The organism is Sulfitobacter sp. SK011 (assembly GCF_003352065.1).
Classification (GTDB): domain Bacteria; phylum Pseudomonadota; class Alphaproteobacteria; order Rhodobacterales; family Rhodobacteraceae; genus Sulfitobacter.
In genome coordinates, this window is sequence record NZ_CP025803.1 from 1,633,915 (window position 1) to 1,651,215 (window position 17,301).

Annotated in this window: 9 protein-coding genes and 1 pseudogene; 7 read left to right on the forward strand and 3 right to left on the reverse strand. The window is 57.7% G+C overall.

Going from position 1 to position 17,301, the window contains the following annotated elements; genetic code table 11:
• The first annotated feature begins 9 nt into the window (after nucleotides 1–9).
• Complete coding sequence (locus C1J02_RS08030) at nucleotides 10–1,638, forward strand: amidohydrolase (protein WP_114878102.1); 1,629 nt, start codon at nucleotides 10–12, stop codon at nucleotides 1,636–1,638.
• Between the two features lie 17 nt (nucleotides 1,639–1,655).
• Here C1J02_RS08030 and C1J02_RS08035 read toward each other — a convergent pair.
• Nucleotides 1,656–2,488 (reverse strand): annotated as a pseudogene (locus tag C1J02_RS08035) (IS5 family transposase).
• A 211-nt stretch (nucleotides 2,489–2,699) separates the two neighbouring features.
• Nucleotides 2,700–3,428 carry an SGNH/GDSL hydrolase family protein gene (locus tag C1J02_RS08040; protein ID WP_114878103.1) on the reverse strand — a complete coding sequence of 243 codons (729 nt, stop codon included), beginning with the start codon at nucleotides 3,426–3,428 and terminating at the stop codon, nucleotides 2,700–2,702.
• A 24-nt stretch (nucleotides 3,429–3,452) separates the two neighbouring features.
• Here C1J02_RS08040 and C1J02_RS21045 point away from each other — a divergent pair, with 24 nt between their 5' ends.
• Together C1J02_RS21045 and C1J02_RS08050 are read left to right on the forward strand one after the other, a co-directional pair.
• Nucleotides 3,453–3,827: a hypothetical protein gene (locus tag C1J02_RS21045; RefSeq protein WP_114878104.1), complete on the forward strand. Its 375-nt coding sequence runs from the start codon at nucleotides 3,453–3,455 to the stop codon at nucleotides 3,825–3,827.
• Between the two features lie 256 nt (nucleotides 3,828–4,083).
• Nucleotides 4,084–5,214 (forward strand): chemotaxis protein CheB, encoded by a 1,131-nt coding sequence (locus C1J02_RS08050; RefSeq protein ID WP_114878105.1) that lies wholly within the window; start codon nucleotides 4,084–4,086, stop codon nucleotides 5,212–5,214.
• Here the strand turns inward: C1J02_RS08050 and C1J02_RS20830 are convergent.
• Nucleotides 5,121–5,603 carry a hypothetical protein gene (locus tag C1J02_RS20830; protein ID WP_162798273.1) on the reverse strand — a complete coding sequence of 161 codons (483 nt, stop codon included), beginning with the start codon at nucleotides 5,601–5,603 and terminating at the stop codon, nucleotides 5,121–5,123. The genes C1J02_RS08050 and C1J02_RS20830 overlap by 94 nt on opposite strands.
• 391 nt (nucleotides 5,604–5,994) lie before the next feature.
• Between C1J02_RS20830 and C1J02_RS08060 the strand changes: the two genes are divergently transcribed.
• The 4 genes from C1J02_RS08060 to dusA all read left to right on the forward strand — a co-directional run bounded on the left by C1J02_RS08060 (nucleotide 5,995) and on the right by dusA (nucleotide 17,289).
• Nucleotides 5,995–7,020, forward strand: coding sequence for a universal stress protein (locus C1J02_RS08060; protein ID WP_114878107.1), 1,026 nt, complete (start codon nucleotides 5,995–5,997; stop codon nucleotides 7,018–7,020).
• The gene (locus C1J02_RS08065; RefSeq protein ID WP_114878108.1) at nucleotides 7,020–15,509 is read left to right on the forward strand and encodes a glucoamylase family protein; all 8,490 of its coding nucleotides are present in this window, start codon (nucleotides 7,020–7,022) and stop codon (nucleotides 15,507–15,509) included. The genes C1J02_RS08060 and C1J02_RS08065 overlap by 1 nt, the downstream gene beginning before the upstream one ends.
• A gap of 312 nt (nucleotides 15,510–15,821) precedes the next feature.
• Nucleotides 15,822–16,028: a hypothetical protein gene (locus C1J02_RS20835; protein ID WP_162798274.1), complete on the forward strand. Its 207-nt coding sequence runs from the start codon at nucleotides 15,822–15,824 to the stop codon at nucleotides 16,026–16,028.
• A gap of 259 nt (nucleotides 16,029–16,287) precedes the next feature.
• On the forward strand, nucleotides 16,288–17,289 hold the full coding sequence (gene dusA / locus C1J02_RS08075) for a tRNA dihydrouridine(20/20a) synthase DusA (protein ID WP_114878109.1): 1,002 nt from the start codon (nucleotides 16,288–16,290) through the stop codon (nucleotides 17,287–17,289).
• Nucleotides 17,290–17,301: the final 12 nt, after the last annotated feature.

The window sequence follows — 17,301 nt, forward strand, 5'->3', positions numbered from 1 at the left end:
AGAACGACAATGACCGCATCGATCCTGTACCACAACGGCCCCATTCTGACGATGGATGACCAGAATTCAGTGGCCGGGGCCGTGCTGACCATTGGTGACAGAATTGCCGGAGTTGGCCGGTTGGATGACCTGCGTCAGAAGGCACCTGACGGGACTGAAGAGGTTGATCTGCGAGGGCAGACGATGATCCCGGCGTTCATTGATCCGCATGGGCATTTCCCCGATCCTGGATTTATCACGCTGTTTCGCGTTGATCTGTCGTCGGGGCTGCGTGGGGATTGCGCGGATATTCCGACAGCACTCGCACGGCTTGCCGCAAAGGCTGCCCAGACGCCCAAGGGCGAATGGGTCATGGGCGTTCTTTTTGACAACACCACAATCGCCGAGCGGCGCATGCCCACCCGCGCGGAACTCGATAGCGTATCGACGGAGCATCCGATCTGGGTCTTGCATGCGTCCGGCCACAATGGCGTGGCAAATTCGATGACCCTGGACATGCGCGGAATTGACGAAGCCAGCCCCGACCCCGTGGGCGGGCGTTTCGGGCGGGATCCAGTCACTGGTCGCCTGACCGGATTGATTGAGGGTCTTTCGGCCATGGGGGCGATGGGCGATACCGACTTTCTGATCGACCGAGAAAGGTTCTGGCAAGGCTTTGACGCAACACGCGATGAATATCTATCTTATGGTGTGACAGCCGCCCAGAATGCCTGGGCCACCCGCGCACTGCTGGATCACTTCAACAGCAGGTCTGTAGATGACGATCCGGGCATTGACCTCACGGTGTTACCCATTGGCGAACTGGAACCTGAACTCAGTCAGGGCGCGTCGGCGATGCACCGCCTTGCCAATCCGCATTTCACCCTTGGCCCGCGCAAGCTTTTTGCGGACGGGGCATTTCAATTGCAAACGGCATATCTGCGGGACCGCTATCACCGGCCCATAAATCCGCAGGCACCATGCGGTATGCCCTATATGACGGCGCAGGAACTGACCGCTCAGGTACACAAACTGCATGACCTCGGGTTCCAGATCCATTGCCATTGCAATGGCGATGCGGGTGCCGATCTGTTCCTTGATGCAGTAGCCAGCGCGTTGAAGGCCAATCCGCGTGACGACCATCGCCATACGGTTATTCATGGCCAGTTGCTGCACGATGATCAGCTTGCCCGCATGGCCAAGCTTGGCGTCACGGTCAGCTTCTTTTCAGCGCATATCCATTTCTGGGGTGATCGTCATGCCGACACGTTTCTGGGGCCTGAGCGGGCCGCAGGCATTTCGCCAGCCGGGGCCGCCGAGCGGCATGGGGTCAGGTTCACCCTGCACAACGATGCCTCTGTCACGCCGACCCGCCCCATCCATCTCGCGCATTGTGCGGTGAACAGGATGACGGCGACGGGACAGGTTCTGGGCCCGGATCAGAGAATTTCGGTCCTGTCAGCCTTGCGTGCCCAGACCATCGACGCCGCATGGCAGGTGTTTCAAGAGCATCAGCGCGGTTCTATTGAGATCGGTAAGTTGGCTGATTTTGCGGTGTTGAACCAAAACCCTCTGGATACGACAAATACACTGCTGGCGACGGTGGCCATCCGTACCATCAGGCATGGTAAAACCGTTTTCCGGAAATCCAGTAATTAGGCTCCAGACTCATTGATTTAAAGCCAGAACAAGACGGTGGCTGCGAGCGCGATGGCGGACAGGAACACTTTGGGGCTTCTGTCGTAACGCGTGGCCATGCGTCTCCAGTCTTTCAAGCGTCCGAACATGATCTCGATCCGGTTGCGCCGTTTGTAGCGACGCTTGTCGTATTTGATGGGCTTGTCGCGTGACTTCCGCCCCGGGATGCAGGGCGTTATTCCCTTGACTACAAGGGCCTCACGGAACCAATCCGCATCATATCCTCGGTCACCCAAGAGCCAGTCGGCGGCGGGCAGGCTATTTACCAAAGCCCTGGCCCCGGTATAGTCGCTGACCCACTGCCCGACAGTCGAAACGACGTTTCGATGAGAGGGGGGCCGGCGGTCATGAAGAACCGGATCGGCCGCCCACTTGCATCGGTGACGGCATGCAGCTTTGTGTTCATACCGCCTTTCGTTCGCCCCCCCTCTCATCGCTATAAACAGCGACTGCCGGGCAGTGATCAGACGTCCACGGCCCCCTTTTTTAACCGCAGGCTCGAGGCCGTGCGGTGCGCTTTGAGGTAGGTTGCGTCGATTGAGATCGTCTTCTTGTCAGGTGCCTCGGCAGCCAGCCCCGTCATGATCCGCGCGAATACCCCCATGTCGCTCCACCGCTTCCATCGGTTGTACAGGGTCTTCGCCGGTCCGTAATCGGCAGGCGCATCACTCCATCACAACCCATTGCGATTGATGAAGATAATGCCACTGAGCACGCGCCGGTCATCAACGCGGGGCACACCATGGCTCTTCGGAAAGTATGGCCGAAGCCGCGCCATTTGCTCGTCGTTCAGCCAGAAAAGATTGCTCATCATACCCCCTTAAGCTTGGGAGCTTGAATCATGCGGCCAGAACAGCCTCAAGTCGATTAATGGGTCCAGACCCTAGCTCTTTGGTCTTCTCAATCTTGCTGTTTTGCACCTTTGCCTCAACCGGGCAGGGTTGACACAAACCGCTCAAGCCCGCTCAGGTATCACTGTCGGCCAGAAGGTGCCCAAGTCGCGCGTCGCAGAGTTCTGCACGTCACCTGAGGTTCGGTTTTCCCAACCGCCTTACATCATGCCGGATCGCGCGATAGACCTTGCGACCCCATTCAGCATATATCTTTGGACCGGGGTGAAACCCGCCCGGGCTCATGAGCGACGCATCAGGTTCAAAGTCCATTTCGACAAAACGATACCTTGTTCGACCCGCGACAAGTCTGCGCAGCGCGCGATCAAACCGAAGCGCCTGCGCACCCACCACCCAGCGGAGCGGTTGGGGCAATAGCGGAAAATATTGCATCCGGGGAATACCGGAGACACAGATGACGTCCGGCTGAAACCTGGCCTCTAAGATTTGCAGCAAAGTCGAGAACCGCCGCAACCAGACGGATAGTGGTACAAGAGTGGTGATATCATTGACACCGAGTGAAACAGAAACGACATCAAATTTTTTCTGCGGGCTTGCTTGCAGGCGGGCAATCATGTCCGCCGTCGTGGCACCGGTCTTTGCATCAACGGTCCAATGGACAGTGTTCGTTTGTGACAACCTTTTTCGCATGTGGCCCAGCAGCGCTTCCTCCTGATGGGACGTTCCAACACCCGTTGCAGAACTGTCGCCGACGATCAAAAGTCGCAGGACCGGGCCTTGCCCGCTTACGCCTTCACGGCGTCCAGATGGATCAGGCAATCGTAACGCCAAGCGCCGGACGGTTACGGCTTGTACGGCCAAGATCGGAAACAAAAGAATGCGCGCTGCAATATCAAGCATCTTGGCCTCCGGCACTGGGATTTTATGTTCGCAAAAGAAAGAGCGGACATCTGGGCTGCATTTCAAAGTTTCCAATTGTTTCCTGCGATGGCCAAACGTGTTGACACTATTTTAATAGCTGGGATCGCGACGCCTGGAATTGACGATTATCAAGGGGGCGAACGCATTTTTGGCGTCTCAACCTGCGCGTATGTTCGCAGCGTGTTGAAATCCGTACGGCCTCCGGTTGGCTCGCAAATTGTTGCACGGGGGGCCGAACCGAAAACAAACGGCAGGCTGGGTATACCGAATGCTTTGGCTGGCGTCGGCTGCAAAATGTACAAGTCAACGTGCCTGAGGCACCGTTTTTCTGCGGCAAATCCGGGGCGAGGCCGGGCGGTCGATGCGGATCAGATTTGAGCGTGCGAAGTTTCGCACCCCAAACCGAACAAAGAAGGGCAAGGGGTGCGCAGAACGATGATATTACTGCCTGAAATATCTATAATTATTAAACCAACCAACCGCTGCAGCATTGATAAGTGTCAATCGACATGCTTCGGTTTTTCTTTACTAATCTGCGTCGAGGCGGTTTTCTTGATGCACAAGAGCACAGACGACATCTGTTTTCTTTCATCTGAACAGCAAGACAAGCCTTTTTGGCAGGATTTGAGACGATATGGCGCGCAAGACATCAAAACCCGCAGCAAAAGGCAAACCCAGGCCCACCCGTACACCGATCACAAAGACGAAAGCTACTGCGAAGGGCGACGGTCCTGTCCCTGTCGTCGGTTTGGGTGCTTCTGCAGGAGGTCTCCAAGCTTACGGTGCTTTTCTCGACGCAGTTCCGGCTGACTGTGGTGCTGCGTTCGTCTTGGTTCATCATGTGGATCCGGATCACAAGAGCCTCATGGCAGATCTTTTGGCCAAACATACGGCAATGCCCGTGGTGTTGGCCCAGGATCAAAGCCAGGTTCAGGCCGATCATGTCTATGTCATTCCCCCGAACAAATACCTGGAGATCAAGAAGGGGATGCTGCACCTGTCGGACCCAACTGACCGTCGCGGCACACGCCTGCCGATTGATTTATTTCTACGGTCATTGGCCATGGACCTGGGCCAGAACGCCATCGGGGTTATTCTGTCAGGAACCGGCAGCGATGGATCAGCCGCCATTCGCGAGATCAAGGAACAGAGCGGCATTGTTCTGGTGCAAGAGCCCACCGAGGCCCAACATGACGGAATGCCGCGCAACGCAATTGCGACAGGAGCCGTCGATTACGTCGTGCCAGTTGCCAAGATGCCTGAAATCATCACCAACTACATCCGCCACCCTTTCATTCAAAACGGCGTGGCCAAAAAGGTGCTTGGTGAGAATGCCAAGGACTCGCTGGAGGAGATCATTGCCGTTCTGAAGGCACATTCCCCGATCAATTTCGAACTCTACAAAGATGGTACGCTGCTGCGCCGGATCGAGCGGCGGATGGCACTGCGCCACATGGAAAATTCGGGCGACTACCTTGCGCTATTGAAGGACTCGGCAGAAGAGGCGCGTAGTCTCTGTGCCGACATTCTGATCAGCGTAACATCTTTTTTCCGCGACAAAGACGCATTTGATTATCTGGAAAAGAACGTCATTGAGGGATTGGTCAAGTCCCATGACGCAGGGCATCCGGTGCGGATCTGGGTTCCGGGATGTGCGACGGGCGAAGAAGCCTATTCGCTCGCTATGCTGGTGATCGAGAAAATATCGACGCTTCGCAAGGATGTGAAGGTGCAACTCTTTGCTTCGTGGCCCGAAAGATCATAGTGATGCGCCACATTCCGTCGCGCCAGCTTGACGATGTTGATTTGGACCAGTCCCCGCAGCCTCGTACGCGACGCGTCAGCAATTTTCTGCCACCAAACGGGATGAGCGTCTGCATGCCTGACGTTGCGCACAATGAGAGCAAGCAGGCCTTGCAAGTCGTCATCGTCAACCACAAGCGATCCGTTCATGTACGCTTCGCCAAGCGCCAGTTCGGGGTTCAACACCAGATGCCTGACAGTTGCCTGATCCCGCAGGCGAACCGTCACCGGTGCGCGGGACCGGTCGCCGTAGTCGCGTGTGCCTCCTTCGGGCATGATGACGCGCAGCGATCCAAACGTGATGAGACTGCGCAACAATTTGTCGAATGCACGTTGCCAAATATTGGTCATCTGCCTGACCCCCACACTCTGGTTGTCATCCTCCGAGGACGCGTCACAGCAAGAACCGACGGCCCGACTGGCCGTGCGCTGGGGGAGCCGGGAAAAACGGGGTGCGCGCGCAGATCGACCAGGGGGATGATCTGTGACAGCGCGCGCGAACTGCCTGACTTTATCGAAACTGGTTTGCCCATTCCCAAAGCCTAGTGAGCCTCAGGTGCGATTGATTGATCTTCATCAATCCTCGCAGCGGCTGCGCGTCTAAAGTGCTGGGATCGGCAATCTTCAGTTGAATCGACGCGTGCCTTGCAGCGGTTGCTGGCTTTGCGTTGCGGTGGGCTATGGCTCCGTCAACTCGTTTTTGGTCGCCTTTGCGATTCCGGCGTTGGAGGAGGCTCTTTAAATGACAACAAGTTCTCGACGAAAGCCACAGTCAGGCGCAGCAAGTCCTCCTGACGGAAAAAACGGCAAGGAACGGTCGGATATTATCGTTTTCGTTGATGAGGCAACGGCTAACGGGCTCGGCGTGTGTCACTCTCAACGGGTGGCCGGTGCCCTTGGTGGCAAGGTTCTGCTGGTGCACGTACAATGCCGCCCCAACGGCGACAACGCCCCGGTCGATCCGGTCGAATGGGACATTCGCAAGCAAAAAGCCCAAAAGTGGCTTGATAAACTGATCAAGAATGCAAACGAAGACGGCGTTCCCTGTGAAGCGCAGCTTCTTGAAGGTCATTGCCGCAGCCAAATCCAGAGTATTATGGGGCGGCATCCACGCGCCATTGCTGCCATGCTGAGACCTCGGAGTAGCCAGGGCTGGAACCTGAGTGAACTCGCCTGGGGTGTGCTGTGTTCGTCTGGTGCGGGAGTCTTGATGATTCCCGAGAACGCGAAGGTTGACAGAAAAAAGACATATGAACGTATTCTCGTGCCGCTTGACGGATCGGTGCGCGCAGAGAGTGCGCTGCCAAAAGCGGTCCTGCTGGCGAAGGCAGAAGCCGCGGAACTGGTGCTTTGCCACGTCGCGCCGCAACCTGCTTTGTCAGCATTGGGGATGGCTGATCGTGAGGCCGAAAACCTGCATGAATTGGTGTGTGAGAAAAATGAAAAGGCCGGAAAGAATTATCTCGCCCGGATCTGCAACCGCCTTGCCCAGAACGGTCTGAATATCTCCGCGCATATTTCGAACGATGGTGATGCAAGGCGTTCTTTGATTGATCTCATCGCCCGTGAGAAGGCGGATTTTGTCGTGATGGCGACGCATGGCGAAAGCGGTCACAAGGATGTGCCGACCGGAGATGTGGCCAGGTATGTTCTGGAAAGGGCGGATATTCCTGTCCTTCTGGTGCGGCCCGGAAACGACCGTCAAGGCAATCACGTATTCGGCAAACTGTCGACTGAGGGGGTCAGGCAACCGGTCGGAACTGACTGATGAATGAAACTGTGCCATCTCAAGACAACGCGCCAACTGGTGTGGATATTTCATCGCTGAAGCATCGTGTCGCGAAGGGCAATCCCAGTTTGCTCGACAGCTATCGTGCCCTGCCTGTTCTGGGGGATTGGTTCAATGGTGTCAGGACGTTTTGTTCTGACCCACCGGTGGGGGCACAGCGCGCGGCGGAATGGATTCTCGACAACGATTACCAGATTATCCGGGCCCTACGGCAGCTGAACGAAGGATTGCCCCGGCCGTTCTATGACAAGCTTCCGGCAATCGCGGGGCTGGATGGGCCCGGTCACCCGCGTGTCTTTGCTTTGGCGCAGGCAATGCTGGATCGGTTGGAGCCGCAAATCACGCTGCCGGGGCTGGTGAATTCTGTTGTCCGGTATCAGACGTCTGCCGAACTCACGAATGCCGAACTCTGGGCGATGCCATCCATGTTGCGGCTTGCTTGCCTTGAACGTTTCATCGACGCCGTTGGTGCACTGGATCCGGCGCTGATGCCCCCGCTGGAGTTGAGCGCGGGCAGTCACGCCGCAACAACAGACCGACCTGTTGATCGCATCTCGAGGGCGATAACGGACCTGATTGCGATCGATAGCATCAAATGGGCGGACTTCGTCGATACAGTCAGCCTGGTCGAGGCTGAGCTGAAGAAAGATCCTGCCGACGTATATCCGGATATGACCGTCGAGACCCGAAACAGATATCGCAGGGTGGTCGAAAATCTGGCCGAGCGTTGCGACAGCTCTGAGTCCGAAATTGCACGGCAGGTGGTCGCCCTGTGTAGGGATACCGACACCCAAGGCCGCAGCGCCCATGTAGGGTATTGGTTGATTGAAGATGGATTGCAAACGCTCGAAGCGGCTTTGCGATGCCGGATTCCGTTACGGCTGGCCATGCAACGCAGGATGTCACAGTACAGTGGCACGATTTATGCTGTCGGGTTGATCCTGCTGGCCGTCGCAGCGATGTGCGTTTCCGTTTTCTACCTATGGGCGCATGACGCGACCTTGGGGCAATGGATCGTGGGACTTGCGATATCCCTTCTGCCAGCGACGATCCCGAGCGTCTGGTTCGGACACTGGATCATCACGCTCCTGAGCAGCCCGGATGTCCTGCCCGAGATGGATTTCTCAAAAGCAATTCCGCAGGATTGTGCGACTGCCATTGTTATTCCCGTCATTGTCGCTTCGCGCGAAGAGGCGCGGGCCATCATGCAAAAGATTGAAATCCTGTACCTCGCCAATCCTGATCCGGCCTTTCGCTTTGTCGTTCTGTCCGATCTGCCTGACGCCGATACCGAATGCGTTGCGGACGACGATTTGATTGAAGCTGCGCTGACGGACGGGATCGAAACGCTGAACAGTCGCTATCGGTCAGAAACAAGGCCAGCTTTTTTGCTGATGCACCGTCGTCGCAAGCATAATCCGGTCGAAGGCTGCTGGATGGCGTGGGAACGCAAGCGTGGCAAGCTTCATGAGTTCAACCGCTACGTCCTGCGCGAAGATGCTGAAGACGAAAGTGCATTTGATCTGGTGGCGGGCCCCGTGGAAACCCTGCGCGGGGTCCGATATGCGATCACACTGGATGCAGACACCCAGATGCCGCCAGAGACCGCCGCGCGCCTTGTCGGCATTCTGGCGCATCCGCTCAACCGAGCTGTCGTCGATCTGCAAAGCGGTAGGGTTATATCCGGGCATGCCATCCTGCAGCCCCGGATCGAGATATTGCCCAAGCTCGGCAAGGGAACGCATTTCTCCCATCTTTACGGCGGCGACACTGCGATTGATGTCTACAGCCGCGCGGTGTCCGACGTCTATCAGGACCTCTTCGGAACCGGCATTTATGTGGGCAAGGGCATCTATGATATCGCCGCCCTGCATCGCAGCATGTCGGGGCGCATACCGGACAATCATATCCTGAGCCATGACCTGTTCGAAGGGCTGCACGGTCGCGCGGCGCTGGTCAGCAACCTGATCCTCTATGAGGATCTGCCTGCAAACTATCCTGCTTTGGCTTTGCGCCAGAACCGGTGGATCCGTGGCGACTGGCAACTTTTGCCCTGGCTTGGCCGCAAAGTGCCCGTAGCGGGCGGGGGCAGGGATGCCACGACCTTTTCGGCTCTCGACCGCTGGAAGCTGGTTGATAACCTGCGCCGCAGTCTCATGCCCCCTGCGCTGCTGCTGTTCTTTCTGGTTGGCTGGCTGGTGCTTCCGGGCAGTGCGCTGGTCTGGACGGCTTTGGCATTGGCCGCACCGGGCAGTTATCTTCTGGGCGAATTATTTGGCGTGGCCACAGGTGGAATCCGCAAAGGTTTCTTTGGCAGCGCCGTCCATAAGATAAGGGTCACAGGCGGACGGTGGTTCTTTCTTATTGTGTTCTTGGTCAGTGACACCCTGATCGCGCTTGATGCGATCTTCCGCACGCTCTGGCGGGTTTACGTCTCAGGCCGGAACCGGCTGGAATGGACATCATCGGCACATGCATCAGTCCGGTTGTCACGCAACAGCATCCGCCAGGCATCATGGACGTTGATGTGGCCGTCATCTGCCTTGGCTCTCATAATTGCCGCGCATCTGGCACTATTTGATCCGCAAGGCATCTGGCCTGCCGTTCCGGTGCTGTTCCTCTGGCTGATCGCGCCCGAAATATCCGTCCTGAGTGCGCGGTCCCGCCAGTTTCGCGCGCAGTCCCTGATGGGCCCCCAGCGTGATTACCTGACCTACATTGCACGGCGTACATGGCATTTCTTTGATACCTTCGTCGGGCCGGAAGACAACTGGCTGCCACCTGATAACTACCAATTTGGCGATACCGAAGATGTCGCGCACCGCACATCGCCCACGAACATCGGAATGTTTCTGGTTTCCGCACTTGCAGCGCGTGATCTGGGATTCGTCACGACAACCGACTTTCTGGCGCGCTGCCGCAACACCTTCGACACGCTGGAGCGCATGGAACAGTTTCGCGGTCACATCCTGAACTGGTACGATACGCGGACGCTTGAACCGCTCGAGCCTCACTATGCCTCGACCGTTGACAGCGGCAATCTTGCGGTTGCCCTGATAACATTCAAGCAGGGGTGCCTTGAGTGGGTCGAAATGCCGGTCATTGACAACAGTTGTTTCGACGAACTTCGGGTGACGCTTGACCTGCTGGGCACAGCGATCCGCGAAACGCGGGAAACTGATTTGTCTGACCTCAAACAAACAGAAGCGGCGATCCGTGGTGAGATTGAATGGGCGAAGCTTTCAACGCTTAACTGGGCGAACGTGCTGGCAGTCCTTGCCGATACCCTGTGGCTGGATCTTGAAACCCAAGCGCGGGACGTGATCGCATCTTCGCCCGATCTATCTGAAAAGCAGATCACCGATATAACCACTTGGCTGGAACGCTTCCACCACGGGCTAACTGCCATTTCGCGAGAAATTGAAACCTTCATGCCGTGGTTGGGCGTCCTTGAGGAAGGCAAGCAGGCGGACCTGTCGGCGGCAGATGAAATTGCCAGGCTGATGTATTCTTCGCAGTCGGGTGATGAGGGGACCGCCACGCCCAAGCCCCTTATCGAGATTCTGGACACATGGCGCACCGCACACCCTGATCTGCCACGCATGACCGGGCTCTGGGTCGAGCGACTTTGGAATGCGGTGCAGGAGGGGGCGGCCCAACAGGATAAGATGCGCCAAGGCCTGTTGGACCTCGCTGCACAAGCGGACAGAATTGCCTATGGCATGGACTTCAGCTTTCTTTACGATCCCGCCGTGCGCCTGTTTTCGATCGGCTATAACCAAAGCCTCGGTCGAATGGATGACAGCCACTACGATCTTCTGGCAACAGAAGCACGGCTGGCCAGCTTTTTCGCGATTGCCAAGCATGACGCGCCGATCGAACACTGGTTCGCCTTCAACCGTCCGACCACGCGTCTGATGGGCAAACCTTCGATTTTGTCGTGGAACGGGTCGATCTTTGAATACCTTATGCCGCCGCTGTTTCTGCCCAGTTACCGCGATACTCTGCTCGGCGAAAGCGAACTGACGGCAATCGATTTTCAGCGCGAGTATGCCCGCGCGCGAAACGTGCCGTGGGGCATATCGGAATCCGCGTTCGGGGTCACCGATAGGCAAGGCACTTTTCAATACCGCGCATTCGGGGTCCCCGGTCTGGGCATTCGCCGCGGGCTGACTGAAGACCTCGTCATAGCACCTTATGGCACAGCCTTGGCGCTTTGCGGCTGGCCCATGGCAGCGGTCGAAAACCTCCAGACAATGGCACAGATGGGTGCGTTGACACGATACGGGTTTATCGAGGCGCTGGATTTCACGCCTGAAAGAATAGCGCCGGGTAAAGAGTTTGTTCCGGTCACGACCTTCATGGCGCACCATCAGGGCATGGTTCAGGTGGCCATTGCCAATGCCCTTCAGGGCGACGTGATGGTGCAACGGTTTCTCAAGGAAAAATCAGTCATGGCCATGGACCTTTTGTTGCAGGAAGGCGTGCCATGGGATGCGCCGCTGGAACGTGGTCGCGCCGATGAAGTCTGGGACCACCCCGCCGATACGCAGCCTGCGACCGAACTGGTCCCTTGGGTGCCCTCCCCGAACTTTGCGGTGCCACAGGTACATGTCTTGGGGAATGGTCGCATGTCATCGCTGATCACGGATGGCGGCGGTGGGGGGCTGTCGCTGAAAGACGTGGCTCTGACCCGCTGGCGGGCTGATCCGACACGCAATGCCTTTGGGCAATGGATGTACCTTCAGGATGCCGACGACGGCGATCTTTGGTCACTGGGCGCTGCCCCGACCGTGCGGCAAGATGCGGAAACCAAATGTGTTTTTCACCAACACATGGTTGAACTGCTGCGCCGCCATCGTGGAATTGTCGCGCGAATGGATGTCACGATCGCGCCAGAGGACGATGTCGAGATCCGCCGCCTGACCCTTGTCAACGAAACCGAGCACGACCGCACAATCGATGTCACAAGCTACGCCGAAGTCGTGCTGGCCCCGCCGCTGGAAGATGAACGGCATCCGGCCTTCAGCAAACTGTTTGTGCACAGCAGCTATCTGCCTGAGGATCAGGCGCTGATCTTCACCCGACGCCCACGCCGTCCCGAAACACGCCCGCCCGTCTTGCTGCACAAGCTTGTCACAGCTGATCCGGATATCGAGGTCACGTCATGGGAAACGGATCGTCACCGGTTCCTGGGACGCAACAGCAGCGAAAAATCGCCAGAAGGATTGCGCACCGGGTTGAGCGAAACCAGCGGCTGGACGCTGGATGCCATCATGTCCCTGCAGACGCGTGTCCGACTGAAGCCGATGGAAACGAAAGAGCTGGTGTTTCTGGCCGTCGCGGGCACGTCGATCGATGAAGCCCGCGATGTTGCCAAACACTACCCGATGAACATGATCGCCCCGGCATTTCAGGAGGCATTGACGCAAACCGCGCATAGAGTGCAGCAGCTTGGCATCGCGCCGGAACATTTACCGGAATTGCAGGTTCTGTCGTCTTTGCTGGTTCATGTCCATCCGACGCTTCGCAGCGCGCAGCCGCCGGACGCGAAAGGCTGGAACGGTCAGGCGGATCTGTGGCGGTTCGGTATTTCGGGGGATGATCCGATCCTGCTGCTTGAACTTTCAGATCCCGAAACCTCTGTGCTGCTCGACATTCTGGTGCGGGCTCACAGCCTGTGGCGCCGCTCTGGCCTGCACGTCGATCTGGTGATCCTGCGGGACGCCGCCACCAGCTATGAGGAACCGCTGCGGGAAAAGGTTTTGTCCATCATCAGCGATATGCGGTCCGAGGGTCTTTTGGGCATGCGGGGCGGTATTCATCTCTTGTCGGGCGATCAAATACACAAAACCTTAAAGCGCGGCATCAAAGCGACGGCCCGCGTGATAGTGATGGACGACGGCAAACCGCTCAGGGATGTGCTGGACACGATACTGGAAACGGATTTTGCTCCTGCGCGCTTTGATCGCAGCCCGTCACCCCGATACGACCCTGTGCCGGCCGTCATCAGGCCCGAGACGCTTTTGTTTGACAATGAGTATGGCGGCTTTGAACCCGAAATTGGCGATTATCTGATCTATCTTGCGCCGGGTATGTGCACCCCTGCGCCATGGATCAATGTGCTGGCGAATGACGACTTTGGCTGCCTTGTCAGCGAAGCGGGGTTCGGCACGACCTGGGCCGTCAACAGTGGCGAACATCGCCTGACCCCTTGGTCGAACGATCCAGTGACCGAGCGGCCCGGCGAAGTCCTGTATCTGCGCGATGAAGAAAGTGGTGAGGTCTGGACGACGACGCCACACCCCATGGGCAACGATGCCGCCTGCGAGATCAGGCATGGTGCGGGCTTTACCCGATGGCGCAAGAACAGTCATGGGCTGGAGCAGGAATTGACGTGCTTCGTCCCGGTTGACGCCGAGGTCAAGATTGTCAGGCTGTACCTTACGAACAAATCTGGTCATCCGCGCCGGATCACGGTCACGTATTACGCTGAATGGATGCTGGGTGCCATGAACAGCGTTGCGCGACCCCATGTTTCGGGCCGCTACGATCCGGATCTGAAAGCGATTGTCGCGCGCAATCTCTGGAACCCTGAATTCGCATCGCGGGCAGCTTTCCTGACAGCATCACTGGACCCGCACAGCAGGACCGGTGACCGGCATGACTTTCTTGGCCGGGATGGCGATGTCGATGGTCCCGAAGGTCTGCTGAACTGGGATCTGGGCGGCCATTTTCCGCAGGGCGGGGATGCCTGTGCGGCCTATCAGATCCATCTTGATATACCGCCCGTAGACCACGGCGAAGTTGTCTTTGCCCTGGGGGAGGTGCCCGATACCGACACGCTTGCCGATGCCGTTGCGCGGTGGAAAAAACCACACGCGGCGGACCGCGCCTTTGAGAAGGTGCAGGCAACCTGGTCGAAAAGGCTGAACGCCGTGCAAGTCAAGACCCCGGATCCGGCGTTTGATCTGATGGTCAACAAGTGGCTGCCCTATCAAAACCGGTCGTGTCGCATCATGGCCCGAGCCGGATTTTATCAGGCAGGTGGTGCTTTCGGGTTCCGTGACCAGTTGCAGGATGTTCTGGGATTGTTGCTCAGCGATCCAGCGCGCGTGCGGGAGCATATTCTGCTGGCATCAAAGTACCAGTTCGAAGAGGGCGACGTGCTGCATTGGTGGCATCCGCCCGCCGGTCGGGGCGTGCGCACACGATGTTCGGATGACTATCTTTGGTTGGTCTATGTGACGGGCCGCTATGTAGACGCGACGGGCGATACCGCAATTCTCGACGTCGAGGTGCCCTTTCTCAAGGCACCTGTGCTGAGGCCCGAAGAACACGATCGCTATGCGCTTTTCGAGGCGGGTGCTACGGGAACGCTGTATGACCATTGTGCGCGCGCGCTGGATTTGATGATGGCAACCGGGGCACACGGCCTTCCCTTGATGGGGGGCGGTGACTGGAATGACGGTATGGACCGGATCGGCGATGAGGGGCGCGGTGAAAGCGTCTGGCTCGCGTGGTTCCAGATCGCAATTGTCGATATTTTCTCGCCATTGGCACGTCAGGAGGGTCATTCACATGACGCCGACCGCTGGCAGGCACACGCCGACGCGTTGTCAGATGCATTGGATGACAACGCGTGGGACGGCAACTGGTATCTTCGCGCGTTTGATGACGAAGGTGCCCCTTGGGGATCGTCTGAAAACGCCGAATGCCGGGTTGATCTGATTGCACAGGCTTGGTCGGTCCTGTCCGGCCGGCCCGTAACCGACAGGATGCGGACGTCTTTGGAATCAGCCGGCAAGGAACTTGTCGATCCGCAAGCGCGGCTCGTTCGGTTGCTGAAGCCACCGTTTGACAAGACGGATCGTGATCCCGGATATATTCGCGCCTACCCACCAGGTATTCGCGAAAACGGCGGGCAATATACCCACGCTGCGGTCTGGCTCGGCACCGCCCATGCAAGGATCAAAGAGGGCGATCTTGCCTACCGGATTTTCGACATGATCAGCCCGATCCCGCGGACTGCCACTAAGACCGGGGCGGATCACTACCGCCGGGAACCCTACGTTCTGGCCGGTGACATTTCAGGTGTCGGTGATCAATGCGGACGTGGGGGATGGTCATGGTATTCAGGGGCCGCAGGGTGGGCGTGGCAACTGGGCGTGTTGGATATCCTCGGCGTGCGACCACAGGCCGGACAGCTTCGATTGGAACCATGCCTGCCCAGTTCCTGGGGGGGGGCCGAAATCAAACTTCAAAGCGCGCTTGGCCGGATCGAAATAGAAATCAAGGATCCTGACCGGATTGGTCATGGTCAAATGCGCATCGACGTCGATGACCGCAGCAATGACGAAGCGACCGTCAACTACCCCGGCGCGGGCAAAATCAGACGGGTCGTCTTGGTGCTTGAAGCGCAGGGACCGGAAACCGAAATCGAGGATGGCACCATATTGCCGGATTAAGATTCGGGTGCGGGATTCGGACAGATATTCCATCAACGCTACTACCGCCGGAGGAGTGGAGCGAAACTAACCTTAGATCAACGGGTTAAGTGACCTGTCTGTGCAATCTGTGTGCAATTCTTGCGGATGCCCTTCTGTCCGGACTGCGCGGGCGTTCAGGTTCAGGCGTCTGAGGGCGGTTCGCTCGTCTTTTCGGGCACTTTTTGACGATGACTGGTTCCGAGGAAATATCGAGCCCGTGGACGGCTGCAGCGTGCGTGATGATCATCTTGATCACACCGATATCGATGCCAAGAGTGACGGGACCGGCCCTTGCTTGGCCCGCTTGCGACCATACTCGATCAGCATCGCACGATCGATATGACCTATCCGCTCACTGCCGAGGTCGTTCTTCAAAGTGGCCAGGGTCGCGGCTTTACTTCTGCGGGGTGGTTTCCTAACCGCGCACATGTCGTCTATATGCAGGTCGACGAGATCGCCAAACGTCGCAAGGCGGGAAACGGACGACTTGTTCGGTGACAGGCCCTGATCGACACGCGTCTCCGCCTGACGGGCCCATTTGTGGGCGTCGCTTGAGCGGTGAAAGGTCTCGCTGGCGTAGCGGCCCTTGCGTCTGATCTGGACCTGGGTCATCCACCGGAGGGAAGCTTGCTTATAGTGGCCATATCGTGTGCGCTGAGTGTGCAATGAGTCGTAGAAAAGGGGCAAATAGGGGGATATTGGGGCGTATTCCTGCGTAACAACTTTGCCCTCGCAACAGTTTGAAGATACAAGAAAAATGAAAATAAATCAACACGCTAGACTTTCTATTGCGCCTATGATGGATTGGACAGACCGCCATTGCCGGTATCTGCATCGCTTGCTCAGCAAAGAGGCGCTGCTTTATACGGAAATGGTGACTGCCCCTGCGCTTGTGCGGGGTGGTGCGCTGCATTTGCTGGATCATCATCCGTCCGAGCACCCTGTCGCGTTACAATTGGGCGGGTCTGATCCAGATGAATTGGCCGAGGCGGCGCGGATTGGGGCGCAGGCGGGGTATAACGAGATTAACCTTAATGTCGGGTGCCCGTCAGACAGGGTGCAGTCGGGGTCATTTGGTGCGGTCTTGATGGAGCACCCTGCGCTTGTCGCGCGTTGTGTCGCGGCGATGCGTGCGGCCGTAGAGGTCGAAGTCACCGTGAAATGCCGCATTGGCGTGGACGATCAGGACCCAAAGGTGATCCTGCCCGAATTTCTGGCGCATGTGGTTGGCGCGGGATGTACCCGTGTGGCGATCCATGCCCGCAAGGCGTGGCTGCAGGGGCTGTCGCCCAAGGAAAACCGCGATATTCCGCCACTTGATTATGACATCGTGCACCAGATGAAGGGGCTGTTTCCCAACCTGCATATTTCAGTCAATGGCGGGATCACAACGTTGGATCAGGCCAAAGGGTTTCTCGACGCGGGTTTGGATGGCGTGATGATCGGACGCAGTGCCTATCATGCGCCCTGCGATATTCTGTGTGCGGCAGACCGGGTGATCTTTGGCAGAGGCGAGGACACCAATGCCGCCGATGCCGTGCGTGCAATGGTACCCTACATCGACGCGCATCTGGCTCAGGGCGGCAAGCTGAACCAGATCACCCGCCACATGCTGGGCCTCTTTACCGGGCGACCGGGTGCGCGGATCTGGCGGCGGATGTTGTCCGAAGGGGCCCATTTACCGGGGGCGGGGCCTGCGCTGGTGCTCGATGCACTTGGCGCGGTGGAAACACTGGCCCAACCCCAAGAAGCGGTGTAGCACCGTCAAAAC